This window comes from Paenibacillus sp. 10L310, assembly GCF_056395745.1.
In genome coordinates this window covers 69,407-86,786 of sequence record NZ_JBFTKC010000017.1, presented here as the reverse complement: position 1 = coordinate 86,786, position 17,380 = coordinate 69,407, and the positions used below count along the sequence as shown (strand labels likewise).

The window sequence follows — 17,380 nt, the reverse complement described above, 5'->3', positions numbered from 1 at the left end:
TGGATTTGGAGTCTTTGGGGCTACAGTTATGCTCATCAATTCACAAGCTTCCCACCAATTTCTAACGAACTGAGGGAAGCTTATTTAGCTATTTTGGGGATAGTTTCTAATCTAACGAATCGTAGACGCTCTATTCTTCCGATTCACCCCACTTTTACCCCCTATTGCAGGGTTTTGAGTAAAATAACTTCACTGAGATTCGTTACATTTTTCATTTCAGCTTATATCCCGAAATTAGACGCCTCAGGTTCGTTAAAACTTACGCCACCACCGCGAATTAAATAAACACCCACTCCCACTATTAATGATTCACCCGATTCGCCCAATTCGTCCACAATCAGCTCATCCGCTAGATCGCTGCTCCGTTGCGACGTAATTCCGCCTGTAACAGCGCGATCGGCAGTTCCACCGGGTCCAGCTTCATCTTCACTGTGAGTGCAGCCGCTGTTCCCGCGGCCTCCCCGGTAGCCATACAGCTTGGAGTCAACCTTGTCGTTGCATGCGCCTCATGTGTGGTGGAGATGCAGCGTCCTGCCGCCAGCAGATTGCGGATATTTCGAGAGATCAGACAGCGATACGGAATATCATATGCTCCATCTCCCTCTATAAAGGCAGCCACAACGCCTTGACCCGAAGGGTCATGAATATCAATCGGATAACCACTTCTGGCAATCACATCTTCAAATTTTTGTCCTGCAACCACATCCACCTGGGTCAAAGCGTAATGACCTATGATTCGCCTGGATTCACGGATACCAATCTGCGTTGCTACTGCCGAGATCGAAGCCCGTTTGAATCCAGGCACATCACGCTGCAAAAACTCAGCGATCATTAGCACCTGCTTCCGGCCTTCCTGTTCCGCAGAAGTCAGATCCTCGGCATCTGTCGCATCAAGTCCCTGCACCCGGGTACAATTAATCAGCACTTCATCCTCTGCCGGTCCGGTAAAAAACAACACCTGGTCGCGATTAATCGACACACCTGCTTTTTTCCACTGGGAATAGAAACCACTCACCCCGGTTAACGGAATGCTGTCCAGTTCAGCAAAAGGAGTTTTCACATAGAAATCCTCCGGGTGCTCCAGCATGTATTGTTTCACTCGTCCAAGATCCACACCACGCATGCGGAATTTCATGGTCATCGGCTGTGACTGGTGGTCTCCGTCTCTTCCCTTTGCCACAGAAGCACCCGCAAGATAAGCCAGATCCGCATCACCGCTTGCATCCACAAATACATTCGCCTGGAATTCCATTCTTCCAGACTTGTTGGTCACTCGCACCGCTTCCACCCGATCATCTACAACGGCCACCTCGTCCACAAAGCTGTGCAATAACAGCCGGACACCTGCCTCCCGCAACATCTCTGCCGCAACCACCTGAAAGATGGCCGGATGGTACGGCGTGACGGTATACACAAATCCAACCGTATCGCGCAGATGCCCCGGGGAGCCGCCACGTGCCTGCAAACGATCTACAATCTCCTGCGCAATACCTTTAATAACCTGCTCACCGCGCTCCGTATGGAAAGTCATCCAGGGATAAACCATAGCGGCAGTTGACATCCCGCCCACGAATCCATATCGCTCCACCAACACTGTTCGTATACCCAGTCGTCCAGCCGCAATGGCTGCCGCTATACCCGCAGGGCCCCCTCCCACAATAACGACATCTGCTTCTTCCTTTTTGATGCTCTTCTGTTCACGCAAATGTTGTCCCTCCTTCCGTTCTATTGCACATGTTGCACTGCTCACTCTTTCAGCCCTGTCATGGCAACCCCCTCAATGAAGCGCCGTTGTGCCAGGAAAAAAACAATTAACAGTGGCAAGGTTGCCATGACGGTGGCACTCATCAGATATTGCCAGGCTGTACCCACTTCATCTGTAAACAGGGATAATCCAAGCGGCAGCGTCATTAGATCACGCGAGTTAATGAAGATCAATGGATCAAAAAACTCATTCCAGATGGTCACAAACGTGAAGATCGTCAGCGTAGCCATACCCGGCTTGGCAATCGGCAGCATAATTCGCGCATATATCCGGAATCGGTTGCAGCCGTCCATCATCGCTGCTTCCTCCAGCTCCGTTGGCACCGTAATGAAGAACTGCCGCATCACAAAGATGCCAAACACACCACCCGCCCCAAAGATCGGCAGTAAAATCAACGGAAGATGGGTATCAATCCACCCCAGTTGTCGCATGAATAGAAACATCGGAATCGCCGTGACCTCATGGGGAATCATCATCGCACTTAGCAGGATGAGAAATACCACATTACGTCCTTTGAACGGAATTTTGGCAAATGCATACCCTGCGAGGGAGGCAAAGAATACAGTTCCTAGCACAACCAAAGCAGAAATGTAGATACTGTTCCAATAAAAACGGTGAAACGGAATCAATTGAAAGACATCGATATAGTTCTGAAATCGGAATGTTTCCGGTATCCACTGCGGTGGATAGGTGAATATGCTCTGGGGTTCCTTGAATGATGTCGATATCATCCAGATAAATGGCACAATCATAATGAGCGAAATCAGAGTCAGCAACAAATACGTCCCCAGAGTACTTCCTATCTTCCGCCCCGAAGGACTAGGCATCGCCTTCATTGAATACCCACCTCTTTCGGAGCTGCCATTGCAGCAGCGTCAGAATTAGCACGATAAAGAACAGCACATATGCGAGAGCAGAAGCGTAGCCAAACTGAAATAGTTTGAATGCTTTTTCCCAGATATAATAAACCAATACCTTGGTGCTGTTGCTCGGCCCGCCCTGTGTCATCACATAGATCTGCCCGAATACTTTGAGTGAACCAATCACAGTCATGACTACGGTCAAAAACACGGTTGGCGTGATCATGGGCAGTGTGACGTGAAAGAAAGTTCCCCTCTTGCCCGCCCCGTCTAATGTTGCCGCTTCGTACAGCGAACGCGGTACCTGCTGAATGGCTGCTATGAACAGCACCATGTTCAGACCGACATTTTTCAGCACACTTGTCACGATAATCGCTGGCATTGCCAGATCCTGATTGTAAAGCCAAGCCGGACCCTTGATGCCCAGCATCAACAGAAGCTGATTAATCAATCCAGACTCAGTCGCATACATCAGCTTCCACACGATGGCCCATACGATCAACGAGGTCATGACCGGAACAAAGATGGCGGTTCGGAAAATTCCGATGCCCCGCAGATTTCTGGACAGCAACAACGCGAGCAGCAGGGCGAGCACAATATTAAGCGGCACCAGCCCCGCTGTGAAATAGACCGTATTGGCAAGCACTTTCCAGAACATCGCGTCTGTCATAATATTCTGGTAATTCTCCAATCCAATAAAATGATGATCCCCCAGCAGCGGCCAATCGGTCAGGCTCATGTATAACGCGAGACCCATGGGAAATAACAGCAGCAGGGTAAACCCAAGCACCATCGGCGATACAAACAGCCACCCCGCGATCTGGGCCTCTCTGGCGAGCGGCCCCCCTCTTTTGCGCTTGCGTGAATGGGTCAATCAGGCCTCCCCCTTTTAATCCAATTTCCTCCGAAGCAGAACTCTGCGACGATTCTATATAAGGTGAACTATACATTTACACAAGAACGTAGAGGACAGAAAAAACCTGAAGAAGCGAAGTGGTCGCCTTTATCCCCGGATTTCCCCTTTATATATGGGATTCAAAAAAAATCTGGGGATAACAGCGATCGGAAGGTTGTTCTGGCATCGGAGTGGCAAGTGTAAATATTCTTTAGTTCAACTTATATAGTCCGAACGGTTCAGACTGTCCACCGCATTGCGGAACCCGTTCACAGCCCTTCGCAGCTGTTCCTCCGTATTGCCAGTCACGACCGCCCCAAGCATAATTGCTTTGACCCCGGTATCGCGCAGCACCCGAACATCCTCCGATACCAGCTTTCGCTGGGAAGGAACCAATACCGGTACCTGGGCTTGCAAGACCAGACGGCGATACTTGAGTACATCCGCGAAGCTTAGCGGTGTACCATATTCTTTTCCAGGCACAATGGATGCCTCCAGAGCGGTGAAGCCGAAGTGAGCTGCCGATGTTACGAGGGAAGCATCATATTCCTCATTGATCGCAAACGTTGGGTCCAACCCCAAGTCACTCAGCATGAAAGATGGCAAGTGATGTGCATAGATGGAATAGAAATCAAAGCCCAGCCCACCAAGACGCTCCACATCCTCCCTTTGGGCTCCATCTATACTGCCAGAAGGTACGACCCCAAGTGGACCACCAAACTCACTTCGGATCGCCCGAAACACCTCGGCATACATGTCCAATGGACCAAAATGATTCCCGCTGGCGCGATGACCGACATTATAATGCACCTTCAGTGCATCAGCACCCTCTTCCATGGCTGCCCGAGCCAAAGCGATATCATTCTCAGGCAGGCTGACCACCAGCGACAGCGCTTTCCGTTCAAGTAATTCTTTGAATTTGCCCATCGTTCTCACCTCCGGTTCCGATCGAATGATTTAGGGTTGCAACACGCTTTGGATCTCTTCCTGCATTTGTTTCAGGTTATCCTTAGCTGTCGCTGTCTTTGCAAACAGTCGGTCAAATCCCTGCAATACCGCATTGTCGATATCCTGCCAACGGATATGACCTGGGATTAAGCGCGCTTTTGGCATTTCATCAATGACCGCCTGCCCGATATGCTCTTTGCTCGGGTTATTCGGCTGAAGAATGAATGCATCTGAGTTCAGAACAGAGGTACGCGGAGGTACAAAGTAGGTGGCTGTCGCCTGAATCCCCTGCTCACTGGCAAAATACTTCAACAGCTTCTTCGTTTCCTCTGGATGTTTGCTGTCGTTGAACATGGCATATCCGGCCTGCCCCAGCATCGGCACACTGCCTTGAGAACCGGAAGGCATAGGAGCGATGCTCCATTCAAAATCCGTAATTTCTCTTGCTTTGGAAACATAGCTGTAATTATCAAAGAACATGCCCACATTACCCGCATCAAAGCTGACCTGTTCGCCCGCCTTTGGGTGTGATTCATCGGTGAACATCATGCGTTCCAGCAATTCAAAGGTCTGTACGCCATAGGCATCGTTCCAGGTGAACGTTGTCATGCCTTCGTCGAATGGACCGCTTCCATTGGACCAGGAGTAGGAGGAAAGCACCGCCCAGGTCTTCCAGTCGCGAAAAAAGTTGGCACCATAGATTCGGTTGGTCGCATCCTTACTGGTAATGGCTTTGGCGGACTCTTCGAACTGTTCCCATGTCCATTTTCCTTGGGTGGCAAGTCTGTTTGGATCAGTCAGACCGGCTTGGTCAAACAGCGTTTTATTGTAAAACATGACCACCGGAGGTGTAGAGAAAGGTAGCCCTAGCAGTTGATCGCCATCACGGAACAAATCCAATGTACTTGGAATATAATCATCCAGCTTAAACTGTGCATCTTCCTTGAACTCGGATACATCGGCCAGAATGTGGTTGGACTTGAATTGTGGCACCATTCGCTCCGATACCCAGGCGAGATCGGGAAGAGAGCCTCCGGCGGCAAGCACCGAAATTTTTTGCTGGTATTCTGCGAAAGGTACGGATTCCATCGTTACTTTGATGCCTGGATTTTCCTTTGTGAAGTCATCAATCAACTTGTTGTATACATCCATATGCGCCTGATTGCCCCACATCATGAACTTCAGCTCGACCTCTCCATTCTCTCCGCTTGCACTGCCAGATTCACTGTTAGAATTGGAGCTTGCGCACGCGATTGAAGCCATCATCATGAGTACAAACACCAGTATCAGTCCTGCTTTTTTCATGTAAATCCCCCTTATGGACGTCGTGGTATACATGTGCAACCAAAGTATAACGAAAGCATCGTTCCCCCTTAAATCACGTCAACTACAGAAATGGTATGGTTTTTCAAGAGATACTGAATCGGTCTCGATATTCTCCTGCGGTCCATCCCACCTGCTGCTTGAACACCAGCATGAAGTGTTTGGGGCTCTGATGCCCGGATAACCGTGCCACATCATAGATTTTGAGACCCGTGTTGATCAGCAACCACTTGGCCCGCTCCATACGTGCCTCAGTGATGTATTCGGAATAATTGATGCCTATTTCGTTCTTGAACAATTGGCTTAAATAAGTAGGGTTCAAGTTAACAAGATCGGCTATCGTCTGAAGTCGCAGATCTCCATCGGGATGTTGCTTGATGTGCTCCTTCACATCTCGGATAATCTTCCGTGTATCTCCACCAGCGTGTTCTGTTTTGCCAGATGGCTCAGGGATAGAAAGAGTTGTAATACCGTATCTGCGATCCAGCAGCAATTGAATCTTTTGTATGCATAATGCCAGTTCATAACGATCGATGGGCTTCAACAGGTAGTTCAACACCCCGAACTCCATCGCTCTGCGTGCATATTCAAACTCGCCGTAGCCGCTAATGATGAGCATTAGCAATTCAGGGTACATGTCTCTTGCTTTGCTTACCAAAGTTAGTCCGTCCATTTCACGCATGCGGATATCCGTGATTAACACGTCCGGCACCTCACATCTCAGAAAATCCAGCGCCTCGGTACCGCTCGATGCTTCGCCCGTTACCTGAAACTGAGAAGACACTTGTACGATCAGTTCCCTCAGTCCCTGACGGATGACCGTCTCATCCTCTACAAGCAATACTTTATACATGCGCTTCAATCCCCTTTCGGTAGAAGTTGAATGGATATCGTGACCACCAGGCCCTGCCCGGGACTCCCATCAATGCTTAGGCTGCCGCCTTCTCCATACATGAGGCGAAGCCTCTGAGCGATATTGTTAAGCCCCAGACTGTCCCCGGCATGGCAACGTAATGCCTCATTGGAAGGCTGTTTTAATATGGACTCATTCAACTCGTCAATCTTTGTCTGAGTCATACCCTTACCGTTGTCTCGTACACTAATCAGCAGCTCCTGGTCGAATTTCAAGGCAGATACCCAGATTACTCCTCCATTTCCCTGCCCTTCAATGCCATGGTAGACTGCATTCTCCACTAGCGGTTGCAGTACCAGCTTGGGAATCAAATACTCGGTTATCCCTTCTTCGATATCATAGATAATCTCTAACTTGCCGTCGTAACGTACCTGCTGAATGCGTACATAGGATTGTACAAAAGCAAGTTCTTCTCCAAGTGGAACCATCCGGTCCACCTTATCAATCGTATAACGCAGCAGCTTGCCAAGCGCCGTCACCATGTCCGACACCTCAGCATGCTTCTGGCGAATGGCCATCATGTTAATGGACTCCAGCGTGTTGTATATAAAATGGGGATTCATCTGGCTTTGTAACGCTGACAACTCTGCCTCCCGCTCTTGAATGCCCAGCAGAAACACCTCATTGAACAGTCGATGAATCTCTTCCATCATTCGGTTAAAGCCCCGGCTAATCTGTCCAAATTCATCACTGCTGAAGTACGATACACGTTGGCTAAAATCTCCCTGCTCCACCCGAATCATGTGGTGCTTCAGTCGAATCAGCGGCCGGGTGATACGATAAGATAACAGAACCGCCAGAATCGCTATACCCGCCATACATAACACAGCGAACCATATTGTGAAGGTGAGCATCTCACCCGACTCCTTTTGAATCAAAGCAATAGGTGTAAGACTGATCACCGAAAGCCCGGAATAGCTGGAATGGTGTTGTACATAGAGATAGGGCTGCCCATCCAGAATAACTTTTTGGTTTCCTGCATAGCTTTGAAGCTGTCCCTGCATTAGCAACTGGTCGTACGCAGACATCCCTCCGATTGAGGTCCGTTCGAACAGCAGACGCTGCTTGCTGTCTACAATCATCAGGCTTGCATCTTGCTCATAATTCAGATTGGATAACAGTTGACCGAAGGCCTCCAGACGGATATCAATCAGAATGTAACCCAATCGCTGGAGCGTGCCCGGATCTCGAAGCACTCTGCCTACCGATATATACGATTCTTGCTGACCGCCCGTGTAATAGCCGGGTTGATGCGGAGGAAGCAGACGCCATGTCCCTTCCGAGTCTTCAAGCTCTGCAAACCAGTCATCCTGCCTGCTGTCCCATACCGGCTTGACCGCCAGTGAATCGAGATTGGAGAACAAAATGCCGCTGTTGCTGATCAGGTGAATTCCCCGAATCTCGGGCCGGTCATAAGCTTGACCCGATGTGTAAAGCTTCATTTTCAGATAATCCTCCGACCTCGCCCATGTTCCCGACCCCATTGAAGCGTTGTATTTCCCTAGAATGCCAAGCACCATCTGATCGTAAAGCGGCAAGAGCGACAACCGCTCAAAGTCCTTCAGCAGCCGATTCAGATTGGCGTTAATCTGGCGAACCAGTTCAATGGTGAACTGCTCGGTCTTGCGATCCATCGTCTGCGAGAAATGCTTGTAGTTCATCACTCCCTGCAAACTTAGCGGCAGCAACGTCAGCGCCAGGAACAACAGGAGCAACTTGGTGCGCAGGTTTACGTTTTTCCCGAAATAACTGTGTACCTTGTCCATCATTTCCGTTCATCCCTCCCTCTCCCGATCATTGTATGAGCCCCCTTCACAGATCAATCTGGATATAACTGGGGTCATCATATCCAGTTTTAATGATCATTCGCTATCCTGCCAATCCTGGAATTGGTACGGAATTTCAAGTTATCCGCATAGGTTTCAGGGTGAACGCAAAAAAGCCGACTGTATCGCTACAGTCGACTACGCTATTTCTATAGAACACATCCGCTGAATTAATCTATGGAACTAATCTGCTGAACCAGACGAGGAAGCCATTCTTCCAGTGAGTCGAATGCAAATCCGGCTTGGGCTGCTTTGTTTGTATTCATGTACCAGGATGAAGTGATGCCAAAAGGTGAAGAATGCTCGTTCTCCGCCTCAGATTGAATGATGCTCTTTTTCCCGACAGCAACTTCAATTTTACCGATCAGTTCATTGAGCGATATTGTTCCACTGGAAGCCGCATTAATAGGTCCATTGATCTCCGCATCCGCCAGCCAAGCCAAAAAACGTGTCGCTTCCGAAGATTGAATGAATCCAATATCCGCTTTCGGGTTAGGTAAACCGATCGGCAGCCCCTGTTGTACATGTTCTATATGAAAATGTAATCGTCTCGTATAGTCATCCATACCCAGTACAATGGGGAACCGAACAGTCACTACTGGGAATGTTGCCTTTTGTATCAACATAGCCTCCGCTTGTTTTTTACCTTCCTGATAAGAAACGACTTCATCTCCCACCATTTGAACGGGATAGGTGGACGGGTCAAAATCCTCTTCATGAAAGCCATCATCTCCCTGTGTCCCGGCCTCATAGACAGATAAGCTTGAAGTGAGGATGTAACGTTCTACTCTGCCTTCAAAGACTTTCACTGCTGCCAGAGCCGCTTCTGCCGAGTAGCAGGCATGATCATACACCACATCCCAACGCTCCAATTCCGCAGCCTGACGCAATGATGCTTCGTTAGTCCGATCCAGGATAATATGGGTAACCCCTGAATCAAACGGAAATGCAATATTCCCTCTGCTCACTACTGTGACTTCAACGTTCTCTTGGGCTGCCCAATGCTCGACAAGCCTTTTGCCAAAAAAACGGGTGCCTCCAATAACCAATATTTTTTTACTCATTCCATACCCCTCCATGTCTCATGATGATGAATCCAGAATGCAGCCCCGCAATCGGACGCTCTAAGGAGTAAACGATAGAAGAGTATGAAAAGATACGAAGTAAGTTGGATCGGCGTGCTCACTTTCTTGTTTATACATAAAAACAACCGACTGCATTATGCAATCGGTTGTCTGTTCCCGAGATGGCTTTTATATTTGAATCGATTATATTCATTAATAAGCTCGTCCAGTACCATGGACTGTCGGAGGACTTTGTTGTCCTGCATGCCATGATTCTCCGCCAAACGACTTAACTCATGCCTATTTCGTTCGATTTTATCTTTGATCTGCTTCGGTTCATTCATAGCATGCACCCCCTCTTTGTATAACATTTTAGGATACATTGCCAAAAAATTCATATTATATTCCTTTGCAGAATAAAATGATCGTTTACAAAGGTATTTTCATAACTTAAATTAATTTATATCTCCCTATTTCACATGCATCAAAAAAGCTAATTCAGAATTGGATTCCATCTACCGTTTGTATAAACAACTCATATGATCAACTTAAAGGTTACTGATCTCAGCCGGACTCATTTCTTCATCTACATAGGGTTCATTGTTCAAGGCAATCTGGTTTGAGTGGTCAGATTGCAATCACTAGACATATAAATCAGATGTGTTCTGATCGCTGCAACGGTATCCACCATAATAGTAAGTATGGTATAATATTCCTATCAACAGAATGGCTAATATGGGTGGTCGGCTAGTCTCCTGCAAAGGAGGTGATGCCTGTGGCGATTGAAACGGTATTGACATTGATGATCAGTTTTGCGGGGTTCATTGTAACCTTGATTGGACTGATTGTAACTATTGTCATTGCCTTAAATAATCAAAACAAAAAGAAATAGACCGCCCCAGCTAAGGTAATGGTCTATTTCAGCTACCTATGCACAGCCACCGCCCTTAGAAGCGGCTGTTGTAAAGAGTAGGGATGTTCGCGCATCCTTGCTCTTTTTTTATTATCTCCAGTTTAGCACAGTTTGTTGCAGAAGTTAACTCTTTACTGGTAATTATTGTCGCTCATTTTTGGAGTAGAAGGGAAGGGGTATAAGCATGGTTGTTGCATAAAGGTTCGCTTAATCTTTAAGCGCATCCTGTCTGCCACACATTCAAATAAAATAAGTTCCTCTTTATTGAATCCTTTGGCAAAAAAGCTTTCAGCTACAGCAAATAACTCTTCTGAATAGGATCGTTCGTCCGTCACATGAATGATAACTTGTTGTATGCAATCCAGCTTACCAAGTTCAACACACTCGTATAGGTATGGTTCCACAAGCCTCCAGTGGGCGCGGGTTCATAGACATCGGTCTGCTACCTTTAAGAATGGCACTTAAAGTTCCAACATTAATTCCAGTAATATCGGAAAAATGCTGCAACTTGAGATTCTGCTGTCTCATATATTTCTCAATATGTACTCTTATTGTAGGTACCAATTCCACTGTCTCACCTCCGTCATTAGAATCACTTATAATTCAATTTAATATAATAAATGTTATTTTAATCCTGTATTTTACATTGGTCAATCTATGAAAATACAAAAAAAGCTTACTCTCAATACTTGAAAGTAAACCTCATTGACAATTTAATATATCTCTGACTGTTATAGACTGCCTCCACCATGATGATAAGCTAACATTTGTATAATTACATCACTATCAAAATTACCAATTCCACCAAAATTAATAATCATAAAACTAAGCAAGATTACATAGAAGATTTTCTTTTTTTTCATAAGATTTCTGAACCTCCATCATTATAAGTTTGTATTGATGCTCGATTTCAGTGTTGCCCATGCTTTTGTACTTTTCATATAAGGAAATACAATGAATGACATCTTTTTGATTATTTAATCTTATAGATTCTGCTAAACAGTGTATAAGCTCCTTCAAACCCTCTTGATATTCATGACGATTCAAGTGATAGAGAGAACGTTCTAACAAAAATGCAGCATACATATCACTTTTCATCTGTTCTGTATATCCTTTTAAATGGTTAATTTCCGAGTTAATTTGATCACTAAACTTATACAAAATCTCATCAATATTTTGTTCAAATTTATTAGCCGCTTCTAAAATATTAACTATTGCAGGTAAAATTTCATGTTCATTTTGTTCAATAAATTCCACGTAAGCAGGTAAAACATTGAAATCACCTATCATTAATTTATATAAATAAGTATTGGCTTCTGTCCAACCAGCAAATTTATCAATAAAAATCTGATCTTCTTCATCCGGTTCAGAGACTTTAGCAAGCTTGGCATAGAGTTCTGTATAGAGCAAAGCCTCTTCATAACGTCCCTGCCTTTCACATGACATTGATTTAAGCAAATTGGAATAAGCTCTATATACGAACAAAGGATAGGCGGTAAGTCTATCGCTTTTAGCTATTTTTTTCTTTGTATATGACTGCAAAATTTTCGTTTTCTGATCTAATTCTTCAGCCAGATCAATTACCTTGTCCCAATACCTCAGGGCGAGATACGTATTCCCCAAATCCTTAATCGCATCCAGTTGTCGTTCCTCATCCAGCCGATTAATATATGGCTCAAAGTGCACAGCGGCCCGCAGGTTATCATGTTGATTCTGACCAAGCGAGAGGGTGAAGATGCGATACTGGCACAGAGCCAGACGTTCCGAGTGTTGATATTTCTCACACTCCGCCACACATTCATACAACATCCGTGCAGCCTTCGTCTGTCCACGTTCAAGCATGCCTTCCGCCATCTCGAACAATTCCGAGATATACGAGCGGTCATCCGTCACTTCCTGGATAACCTTATGAATACATTCCAGCTTGTCCAATTCAGCACAGCGTTGCAGGAATGGTTCCAGTCTCCTCCAATGAGGTGCCGATTCCACGAAACATTCAGCCCCATAAATCTCGTAGAAATACCCCTCTTCCAGCTTCATGCCTTGGGTAATCAGATCCAGTTGCGCCATAGCGATGGGCCGAGTCCCCTTAATAATTGCGCTAAGCGTTCCAGCGTTAACTCCCGATATATCGGCAAAATACTGCAGGGTGTACCCCTGTTTCCTGATGTAGTCCTCAATATATGAGCGTATCGTAGTTGTAGGTTCCATGTATCCCACCTCCACAATGAAAATCCATAATTTTGAATTTATATGATAAGCACAATTTTAATCCTAAATTTTACAGCGGTCAATAAAAATCGTGGCAATTCCCTTCACATTTATGCAAGGAGGCCTCGCTGTTCTTGCTTATAGAAAAAATCCATTAGAAGAATCCGTGAGAACGTGATACATTTAGTCCAACTTACATATCCTACTATTTCAATAGGATTATACGACACAGATACTATCAATTCAGTTCGAGGAGAAGGTCAGATGAAATTTGCCTTGTTTAGTCTCATGATGAATCTGCCTAATGCCGTAACCGGGGAAGCTCTGACAACTCAGCAGAAATTCCACAATATATTAGAGCAAGCGAAGCTGGCTGAACGACTGGGATTCGATGCCTATGGGATCGGTGAACGACACGGTGCGCCTTTTCTATCTTCCTCGCCACCTGTCGTATTAACCGCAATAGCCGCAGCAACCACACGCATTCGGTTACTAACCACCGTCACTGTTCTTAGTATACTTGATCCAGTCCGGGTTGCCGAGGATTATGCCACGTTGGATCAATTATCGGGCGGACGGCTGGAGATGATCATCGGGAAAGGCAATGACCCTCGGCACTATCCGCTGTTTGGCATAAGCGAAGAGGAACAATGGGACTCACTCGATGAACGCTATCATCTGCTAAGACGGCTGTGGTCTGAAGAGAATGTAACCTGGCAGGGAACGTATCGCCCTCCGCTTGAGGGGGTGACCACGTGGCCAAGGCCGCTTCAGCAATCCATCCCAATCTGGCATGGTAGCGCGTCGAGCACGGTCTCGACCGAACTCGCTGCCAAATATGGCGAGCCGCTCTTCACGTCGAACTCTTTTCACCCGCAAGCCAAATACAAAGCGTTAATTGATCATTATCGGGAGCGCCTCGATTATTATGGTCATGATCCGCAGCAAGCAGTGATTGGCTCTGGTGCCGGCAGCCTCTATCTTGCGGATACGGGCGAAGAAGCCATTCGCCGCTATAAGCCATATTATGAAGCGTTCCATGCCACTGCCGCCGCACAGCATAACCAGTCCCCCTTCACCGATCTGGAGGATAACATTGCACGAGGTCCTGCGTTAATCGGCAGTCCGGAGCAGATCATTGAGAAAATTCTGGACTATCATGCCGCTTACGGACATCAGGTGTTGAGTATTAGCGTAGATGGACTGACGCATAGCGAGCAACTTGAGCAAGTGGAGCGTTTTGCCAAGGAAGTTGCCCCTGTATTACGCCGCGAACTGCCCAGTTCGGTATGGAATGAACCCCCGGTGTTAACCCAGCACTCATCCTTCCTTTCCTCTAATGTTACAGATTCATGGCCCACAGCCATCTCACCTATATTCCAGGTCTAACAATCTCCCACGTACAATATACATGTGCTCCTTCCAGGGTGATTCCTACGAATCGCCCTCTTCCCTCTTCCTCCCACTTGTATCGCGGCTATCCCTATATCTACTTGGACTGAATGCCTTCCAACAATGAACGAAGCATCAGATCTACAAACGCATCATCCATCGCTTCCCCCGTCACTAACATACGATAGAACACCGGCCCATAGATCAGATCAATGTATAATCCAATGTCTATCCCACTCTTCAATTCGCCGCGCTCCACACCCTTCTCCAGAATTCCCCGAGCTTCACGTCGACGTGGTTGGATGTATCTTGTACGGTATTCTTCGGCAAGCCCTTCATCCGACTGCCCTTCTCCAATAATCTGTGTAATCACCTTACCTTCACGACTGGTCAAAAAACGAACCAGATTACTCGCATGTATGCGTATATCCTCCAATACCGAGCCTGTATCCGGCACTGGCAATCTTGCCGTTGCGGCAGACATATATCCGTCCATGATGACAGCGCCTTTATTCGGCCACCATTTGTAGATAGTGGCTTTGCTCACCTGTGCACGTTCAGCAATCTTTTCGATTGTAACCGCCCCGAATCCGTGCTCCAACAACAACTCATACGATGCTGTAAGAATGGCATTCTGGGTTTCCATGTTACGCGGACGTCCTCTTTTGGCAGTCATCTTGAGCCCTCCTGGATGTATAAAATATATTTAATCATCAGTATTTTTCATAAAAACGATACGTTCATTATACTAAACTGCCATGAGTACACACAATTCCATCCTACGCTCACCTTTTCATCCTCATTAACTTTCTCATTAAAATATGTAGAGCCTATTTACAATACTATACGTTTAGTTTATTATATATTTGTAATTAGTGAACACACCGTTTAGTAATTAACGTTTTTAAATATCACCTGTTTATTGGGAATACCAATTTAGAACTGTGGAGGATGATTATGATGGATATGAGACAACAAGTGAAGAAGGCACCTGTACCCACCTGGATTATTTTTTTGCTGGCATCCGCTTGTGGATTGATCGTGGCAAACCTGTATTACGCTCAGACCGTTATCGGTCCGATCAGCATGACAACGGGTCTGTCTTCTGCCGCTGCCGGATTGATCGTAACGTTGACTCAGATTGGTTATGTCATTGGTTTGCTGTTTATCGTGCCGCTCAGTGACATTACCGAGAATCGACGCCTGGTCGTTCTTTTCCTCATCGTACTGGTTGTTGCCCTGATTGCTGCGGCTTTCTCGCCCACTGCTGTTGTATTTCTGACTGCCTCTCTGTTCATTGGTATAGGTTCTGTGGTCGCTCAAATTCTGGTGCCCTATGCGACATATCTTACTTCCGAGGAACAGCGCGGACGGGTTGTTGGCAATGTAATGAGTGGTCTGCTGCTGGGCATCATGCTGGCTCGTCCTGTCGCAAGCTTTATCACCAGCCTCTTCGGATGGCAGACGGTCTTTGTATTCTCCGCCATTGTCATAACACTTCTCATGTTGCTCCTATCACGCGCTCTTCCTGCTCGCCAGCCTGAACCCACCTTGAAATACGGGCAATTAATCGTGTCCTTGGGCACACTGTTCAGAACGATGCCGCTGCTGCGCCGCCGGGCGTTCTATCAGGCCAGTCTGTTTGGTGCTTTCAGCTTGTTCTGGACTACGGTTCCGCTCAGGCTCGCTAACGATTTTGATATGTCACAGCAAGGGATTGCCTGGTTCGCACTGGCTGGTGTCGGTGGTGCTATTGCCGCTCCTATTGCCGGGAGACTGGCTGATCGCGGACTAACACGTATTCTGACAGGTGCTGCCATGGTGATCGCTGCTGCTTCGTTTGGTCTTGCTTATGCGTTCCAGAGTCACTCCACGTTAGCACTGATACTGCTTGTGATCGTGGCGATCACACTGGATATGGCTGTCTCGGGAAATCTGGTGCTGGGTCAACGCATCATCTATTCGCTAGGAAATGAAGCGAGAGGGCGCGTGAATGGCATATTCATGTCGATCTTTTTTGTCGGCGGTGCGATCGGTTCATCCCTTGGAAGCTGGTCTTATGCTAACGGAGGCTGGAGTCTCACAACGCTGATTGGCCTGATTATGCCGCTGCTCGCTTTGGTGTATTACTTTACGGAAAAGAAAGCTGCCGTTATCAGCAATCATCTATAAATGCGATGCCTTCAGGCATCCTTCATAATCAAAAGCGGACTTTTGAACAACCTCTATAACAATTCTTTCATATATAAAGAAGGGCAGAGTGATCTCTAAGATCCGCTTCTGCCCTTTTCCCTTATTTCATGACACTGAATTTTTTGGTCGCTGCCCTAACTCGATCATCCTCGCCCCATACAATGACACCTACCACTTTGGTATCTTCCAATTCCATCGAAGCAATCTCAACTGCATATTGTTCAAAGGCATTGTTGAGCGACTGGCCTGTCTGTGAAAAAACAACATGGCTCAGTCCCCCGCTGTCATCTGACCAGAGTTTGGCCAGATTGATCAGTTGATTCTCCCCGGCCTTCAGAATGACAGTGCTATATCGGATGCCTGCATGCTGAACACCGCTATGATCCAGCACAGGTTGATCAGAATATAACCCCGGCTCATTCAGGGCTGCTTGTCCCATTAACAGGGCAGCCACATTGGCGGCGGCGCCAGGTTCCAGATTTTTATCCAGTATAATAGCAATTCTTTTCATATGACTGTATTCACCCTCTGTGTATTTTGTGTAAAACATACCCATGGCATATTGATTCCCTCACGCAATACTTTGTAGGTCACAAGCCCGTAATGATCAGCGCATAGCTGATTCGTGAGCGCAATGGACTTCTCCGTGTTGTGCATGACCTTCCTGCAAGCTTCAGGGTTGGACGATACGGTGCTGTTCTCTCTATAGGTTGTATCAAGTTCAGATAACAAGTATGTGGTTGCTGGATGATGATAGATAATATCGATCTGATCGGGACATACCGCATGGAAGCCGGATAGAACCAGCGCAGGAATTTTCTCCACAAAGCTCTCAGACACCGCTAGTTCAGAATCCATGATAAAGCTGTTGAGCTTGGGATACGCCCCGGGGACCAGTAAGCAGGATATGATCCCTGATCTCAAGTCTTCCGCAGCCGCTTCAAATTCAGGGTATGGCTTGATACGTTCCGAGTTGCCTAGCTTTTTCGCGATATGCATGCTACAAGTCAGGAATCCTTCATCGTCTCCCAGCGTTCCCAGTATGGCATATTTCTCTTTAACGATCTCTATTTATTT

At 46.8% G+C, this 17,380-nt stretch carries 16 protein-coding genes; 3 read left to right on the top strand and 13 right to left on the bottom strand.

Annotation, left to right across the window (positions count from 1 at the left end; all coding sequences use genetic code 11):
* Positions 1-349: 349 nt before the first annotated feature.
* The 9 genes from AC1DE7_RS25765 to AC1DE7_RS25725 form a co-directional block, all read right to left on the bottom strand.
* Positions 350-1,705, bottom strand: coding sequence for an FAD-dependent oxidoreductase (locus AC1DE7_RS25765; protein ID WP_477535472.1), 1,356 nt, complete (start codon positions 1,703-1,705; stop codon positions 350-352).
* Positions 1,706-1,746: 41 nt separating this feature from the next.
* Positions 1,747-2,601: a carbohydrate ABC transporter permease gene (locus tag AC1DE7_RS25760; RefSeq protein ID WP_074093196.1), complete on the bottom strand. Its 855-nt coding sequence runs from the start codon at positions 2,599-2,601 to the stop codon at positions 1,747-1,749.
* The gene (locus tag AC1DE7_RS25755) at positions 2,585-3,499 is read right to left on the bottom strand and encodes a carbohydrate ABC transporter permease (RefSeq protein WP_340031712.1); all 915 of its coding nucleotides are present in this window, start codon (positions 3,497-3,499) and stop codon (positions 2,585-2,587) included. Before AC1DE7_RS25755 ends, AC1DE7_RS25760 begins: the two co-directional genes overlap by 17 nt.
* Before the next feature lie 237 nt (positions 3,500-3,736).
* Positions 3,737-4,447 carry a hypothetical protein gene (locus tag AC1DE7_RS25750; RefSeq protein ID WP_477535471.1) on the bottom strand — a complete coding sequence of 237 codons (711 nt, stop codon included), beginning with the start codon at positions 4,445-4,447 and terminating at the stop codon, positions 3,737-3,739.
* Between the two features lie 30 nt (positions 4,448-4,477).
* Complete coding sequence (locus AC1DE7_RS25745; protein WP_477535470.1) at positions 4,478-5,773, bottom strand: ABC transporter substrate-binding protein; 1,296 nt, start codon at positions 5,771-5,773, stop codon at positions 4,478-4,480.
* A gap of 103 nt (positions 5,774-5,876) precedes the next feature.
* Positions 5,877-6,644 (bottom strand): response regulator transcription factor, encoded by a 768-nt coding sequence (locus AC1DE7_RS25740; protein WP_074093192.1) that lies wholly within the window; start codon positions 6,642-6,644, stop codon positions 5,877-5,879.
* Between the two features lie 5 nt (positions 6,645-6,649).
* Complete coding sequence (locus tag AC1DE7_RS25735) at positions 6,650-8,473, bottom strand: sensor histidine kinase (RefSeq protein WP_477535469.1); 1,824 nt, start codon at positions 8,471-8,473, stop codon at positions 6,650-6,652.
* Between the two features lie 227 nt (positions 8,474-8,700).
* A complete protein-coding gene (locus tag AC1DE7_RS25730; protein ID WP_127548018.1) occupies positions 8,701-9,594 on the bottom strand; it encodes an NAD-dependent epimerase/dehydratase family protein in 894 nt (297 codons plus the stop codon).
* Positions 9,595-9,749: 155 nt separating this feature from the next.
* Positions 9,750-9,938, bottom strand: coding sequence for an aspartyl-phosphate phosphatase Spo0E family protein (locus AC1DE7_RS25725; protein WP_339190179.1), 189 nt, complete (start codon positions 9,936-9,938; stop codon positions 9,750-9,752).
* Between the two features lie 431 nt (positions 9,939-10,369).
* Between AC1DE7_RS25725 and AC1DE7_RS25720 the strand changes: the two genes are divergently transcribed.
* Entirely contained in the window at positions 10,370-10,486 is a 117-nt protein-coding gene (locus AC1DE7_RS25720) for a putative holin-like toxin (protein WP_222592206.1), read from the top strand.
* 846 nt (positions 10,487-11,332) lie between these two features.
* Here the strand turns inward: AC1DE7_RS25720 and AC1DE7_RS25715 are convergent.
* Complete coding sequence (locus AC1DE7_RS25715) at positions 11,333-12,718, bottom strand: transcriptional regulator (protein WP_477535468.1); 1,386 nt, start codon at positions 12,716-12,718, stop codon at positions 11,333-11,335.
* Positions 12,719-12,982: 264 nt separating this feature from the next.
* On the opposite strand from AC1DE7_RS25715, the gene AC1DE7_RS25710 reads away from it, so the two are divergent.
* Positions 12,983-14,107: an LLM class flavin-dependent oxidoreductase gene (locus AC1DE7_RS25710; protein ID WP_477535467.1), complete on the top strand. Its 1,125-nt coding sequence runs from the start codon at positions 12,983-12,985 to the stop codon at positions 14,105-14,107.
* A gap of 100 nt (positions 14,108-14,207) precedes the next feature.
* On the opposite strand, the gene AC1DE7_RS25705 is transcribed toward AC1DE7_RS25710, so the two are convergent.
* Positions 14,208-14,786, bottom strand: coding sequence for a TetR/AcrR family transcriptional regulator (locus AC1DE7_RS25705; RefSeq protein WP_477535466.1), 579 nt, complete (start codon positions 14,784-14,786; stop codon positions 14,208-14,210).
* 281 nt (positions 14,787-15,067) lie between these two features.
* Here AC1DE7_RS25705 and AC1DE7_RS25700 point away from each other — a divergent pair, with 281 nt between their 5' ends.
* Positions 15,068-16,282 (top strand): MFS transporter, encoded by a 1,215-nt coding sequence (locus tag AC1DE7_RS25700; RefSeq protein ID WP_036673093.1) that lies wholly within the window; start codon positions 15,068-15,070, stop codon positions 16,280-16,282.
* Positions 16,283-16,403: 121 nt separating this feature from the next.
* Here AC1DE7_RS25700 and AC1DE7_RS25695 read toward each other — a convergent pair whose 3' ends face one another.
* Positions 16,404-16,814, bottom strand: coding sequence for a DUF2000 family protein (locus tag AC1DE7_RS25695; RefSeq protein ID WP_477535465.1), 411 nt, complete (start codon positions 16,812-16,814; stop codon positions 16,404-16,406).
* Positions 16,811-17,302, bottom strand: a complete 492-nt coding sequence (locus tag AC1DE7_RS25690) for a type 2 periplasmic-binding domain-containing protein (RefSeq protein WP_477535464.1) — start codon at positions 17,300-17,302, stop codon at positions 16,811-16,813. Before AC1DE7_RS25690 ends, AC1DE7_RS25695 begins: the two co-directional genes overlap by 4 nt.
* Positions 17,303-17,380 lie beyond the last annotated feature (78 nt).

Excerpts from the sequence above, each read along its gene's own strand:
- AC1DE7_RS25760 (WP_074093196.1), bottom strand. The coding sequence starts at position 2,601 with ATGAAGGCGATGCCTAGTCCTTCGGGGCGGAAGATAGGAAGTACTCTG.
- AC1DE7_RS25750 (WP_477535471.1), bottom strand. The coding sequence starts at position 4,447 with ATGGGCAAATTCAAAGAATTACTTGAACGGAAAGCGCTGTCGCTGGTG.
- AC1DE7_RS25745 (WP_477535470.1), bottom strand. The coding sequence starts at position 5,773 with ATGAAAAAAGCAGGACTGATACTGGTGTTTGTACTCATGATGATGGCT.
- AC1DE7_RS25740 (WP_074093192.1), bottom strand. The coding sequence starts at position 6,644 with ATGTATAAAGTATTGCTTGTAGAGGATGAGACGGTCATCCGTCAGGGA.
- AC1DE7_RS25735 (WP_477535469.1), bottom strand. The coding sequence starts at position 8,473 with ATGATGGACAAGGTACACAGTTATTTCGGGAAAAACGTAAACCTGCGC.
- AC1DE7_RS25730 (WP_127548018.1), bottom strand. The coding sequence starts at position 9,594 with ATGAGTAAAAAAATATTGGTTATTGGAGGCACCCGTTTTTTTGGCAAA.
- AC1DE7_RS25725 (WP_339190179.1), bottom strand. The coding sequence starts at position 9,938 with ATGAATGAACCGAAGCAGATCAAAGATAAAATCGAACGAAATAGGCAT.
- AC1DE7_RS25715 (WP_477535468.1), bottom strand. The coding sequence starts at position 12,718 with ATGGAACCTACAACTACGATACGCTCATATATTGAGGACTACATCAGG.
- AC1DE7_RS25710 (WP_477535467.1), top strand. The coding sequence starts at position 12,983 with ATGAAATTTGCCTTGTTTAGTCTCATGATGAATCTGCCTAATGCCGTA.
- AC1DE7_RS25705 (WP_477535466.1), bottom strand. The coding sequence starts at position 14,786 with ATGACTGCCAAAAGAGGACGTCCGCGTAACATGGAAACCCAGAATGCC.
- AC1DE7_RS25700 (WP_036673093.1), top strand. The coding sequence starts at position 15,068 with ATGATGGATATGAGACAACAAGTGAAGAAGGCACCTGTACCCACCTGG.
- AC1DE7_RS25695 (WP_477535465.1), bottom strand. The coding sequence starts at position 16,814 with ATGAAAAGAATTGCTATTATACTGGATAAAAATCTGGAACCTGGCGCC.
- AC1DE7_RS25690 (WP_477535464.1), bottom strand. The coding sequence starts at position 17,302 with ATGCATATCGCGAAAAAGCTAGGCAACTCGGAACGTATCAAGCCATAC.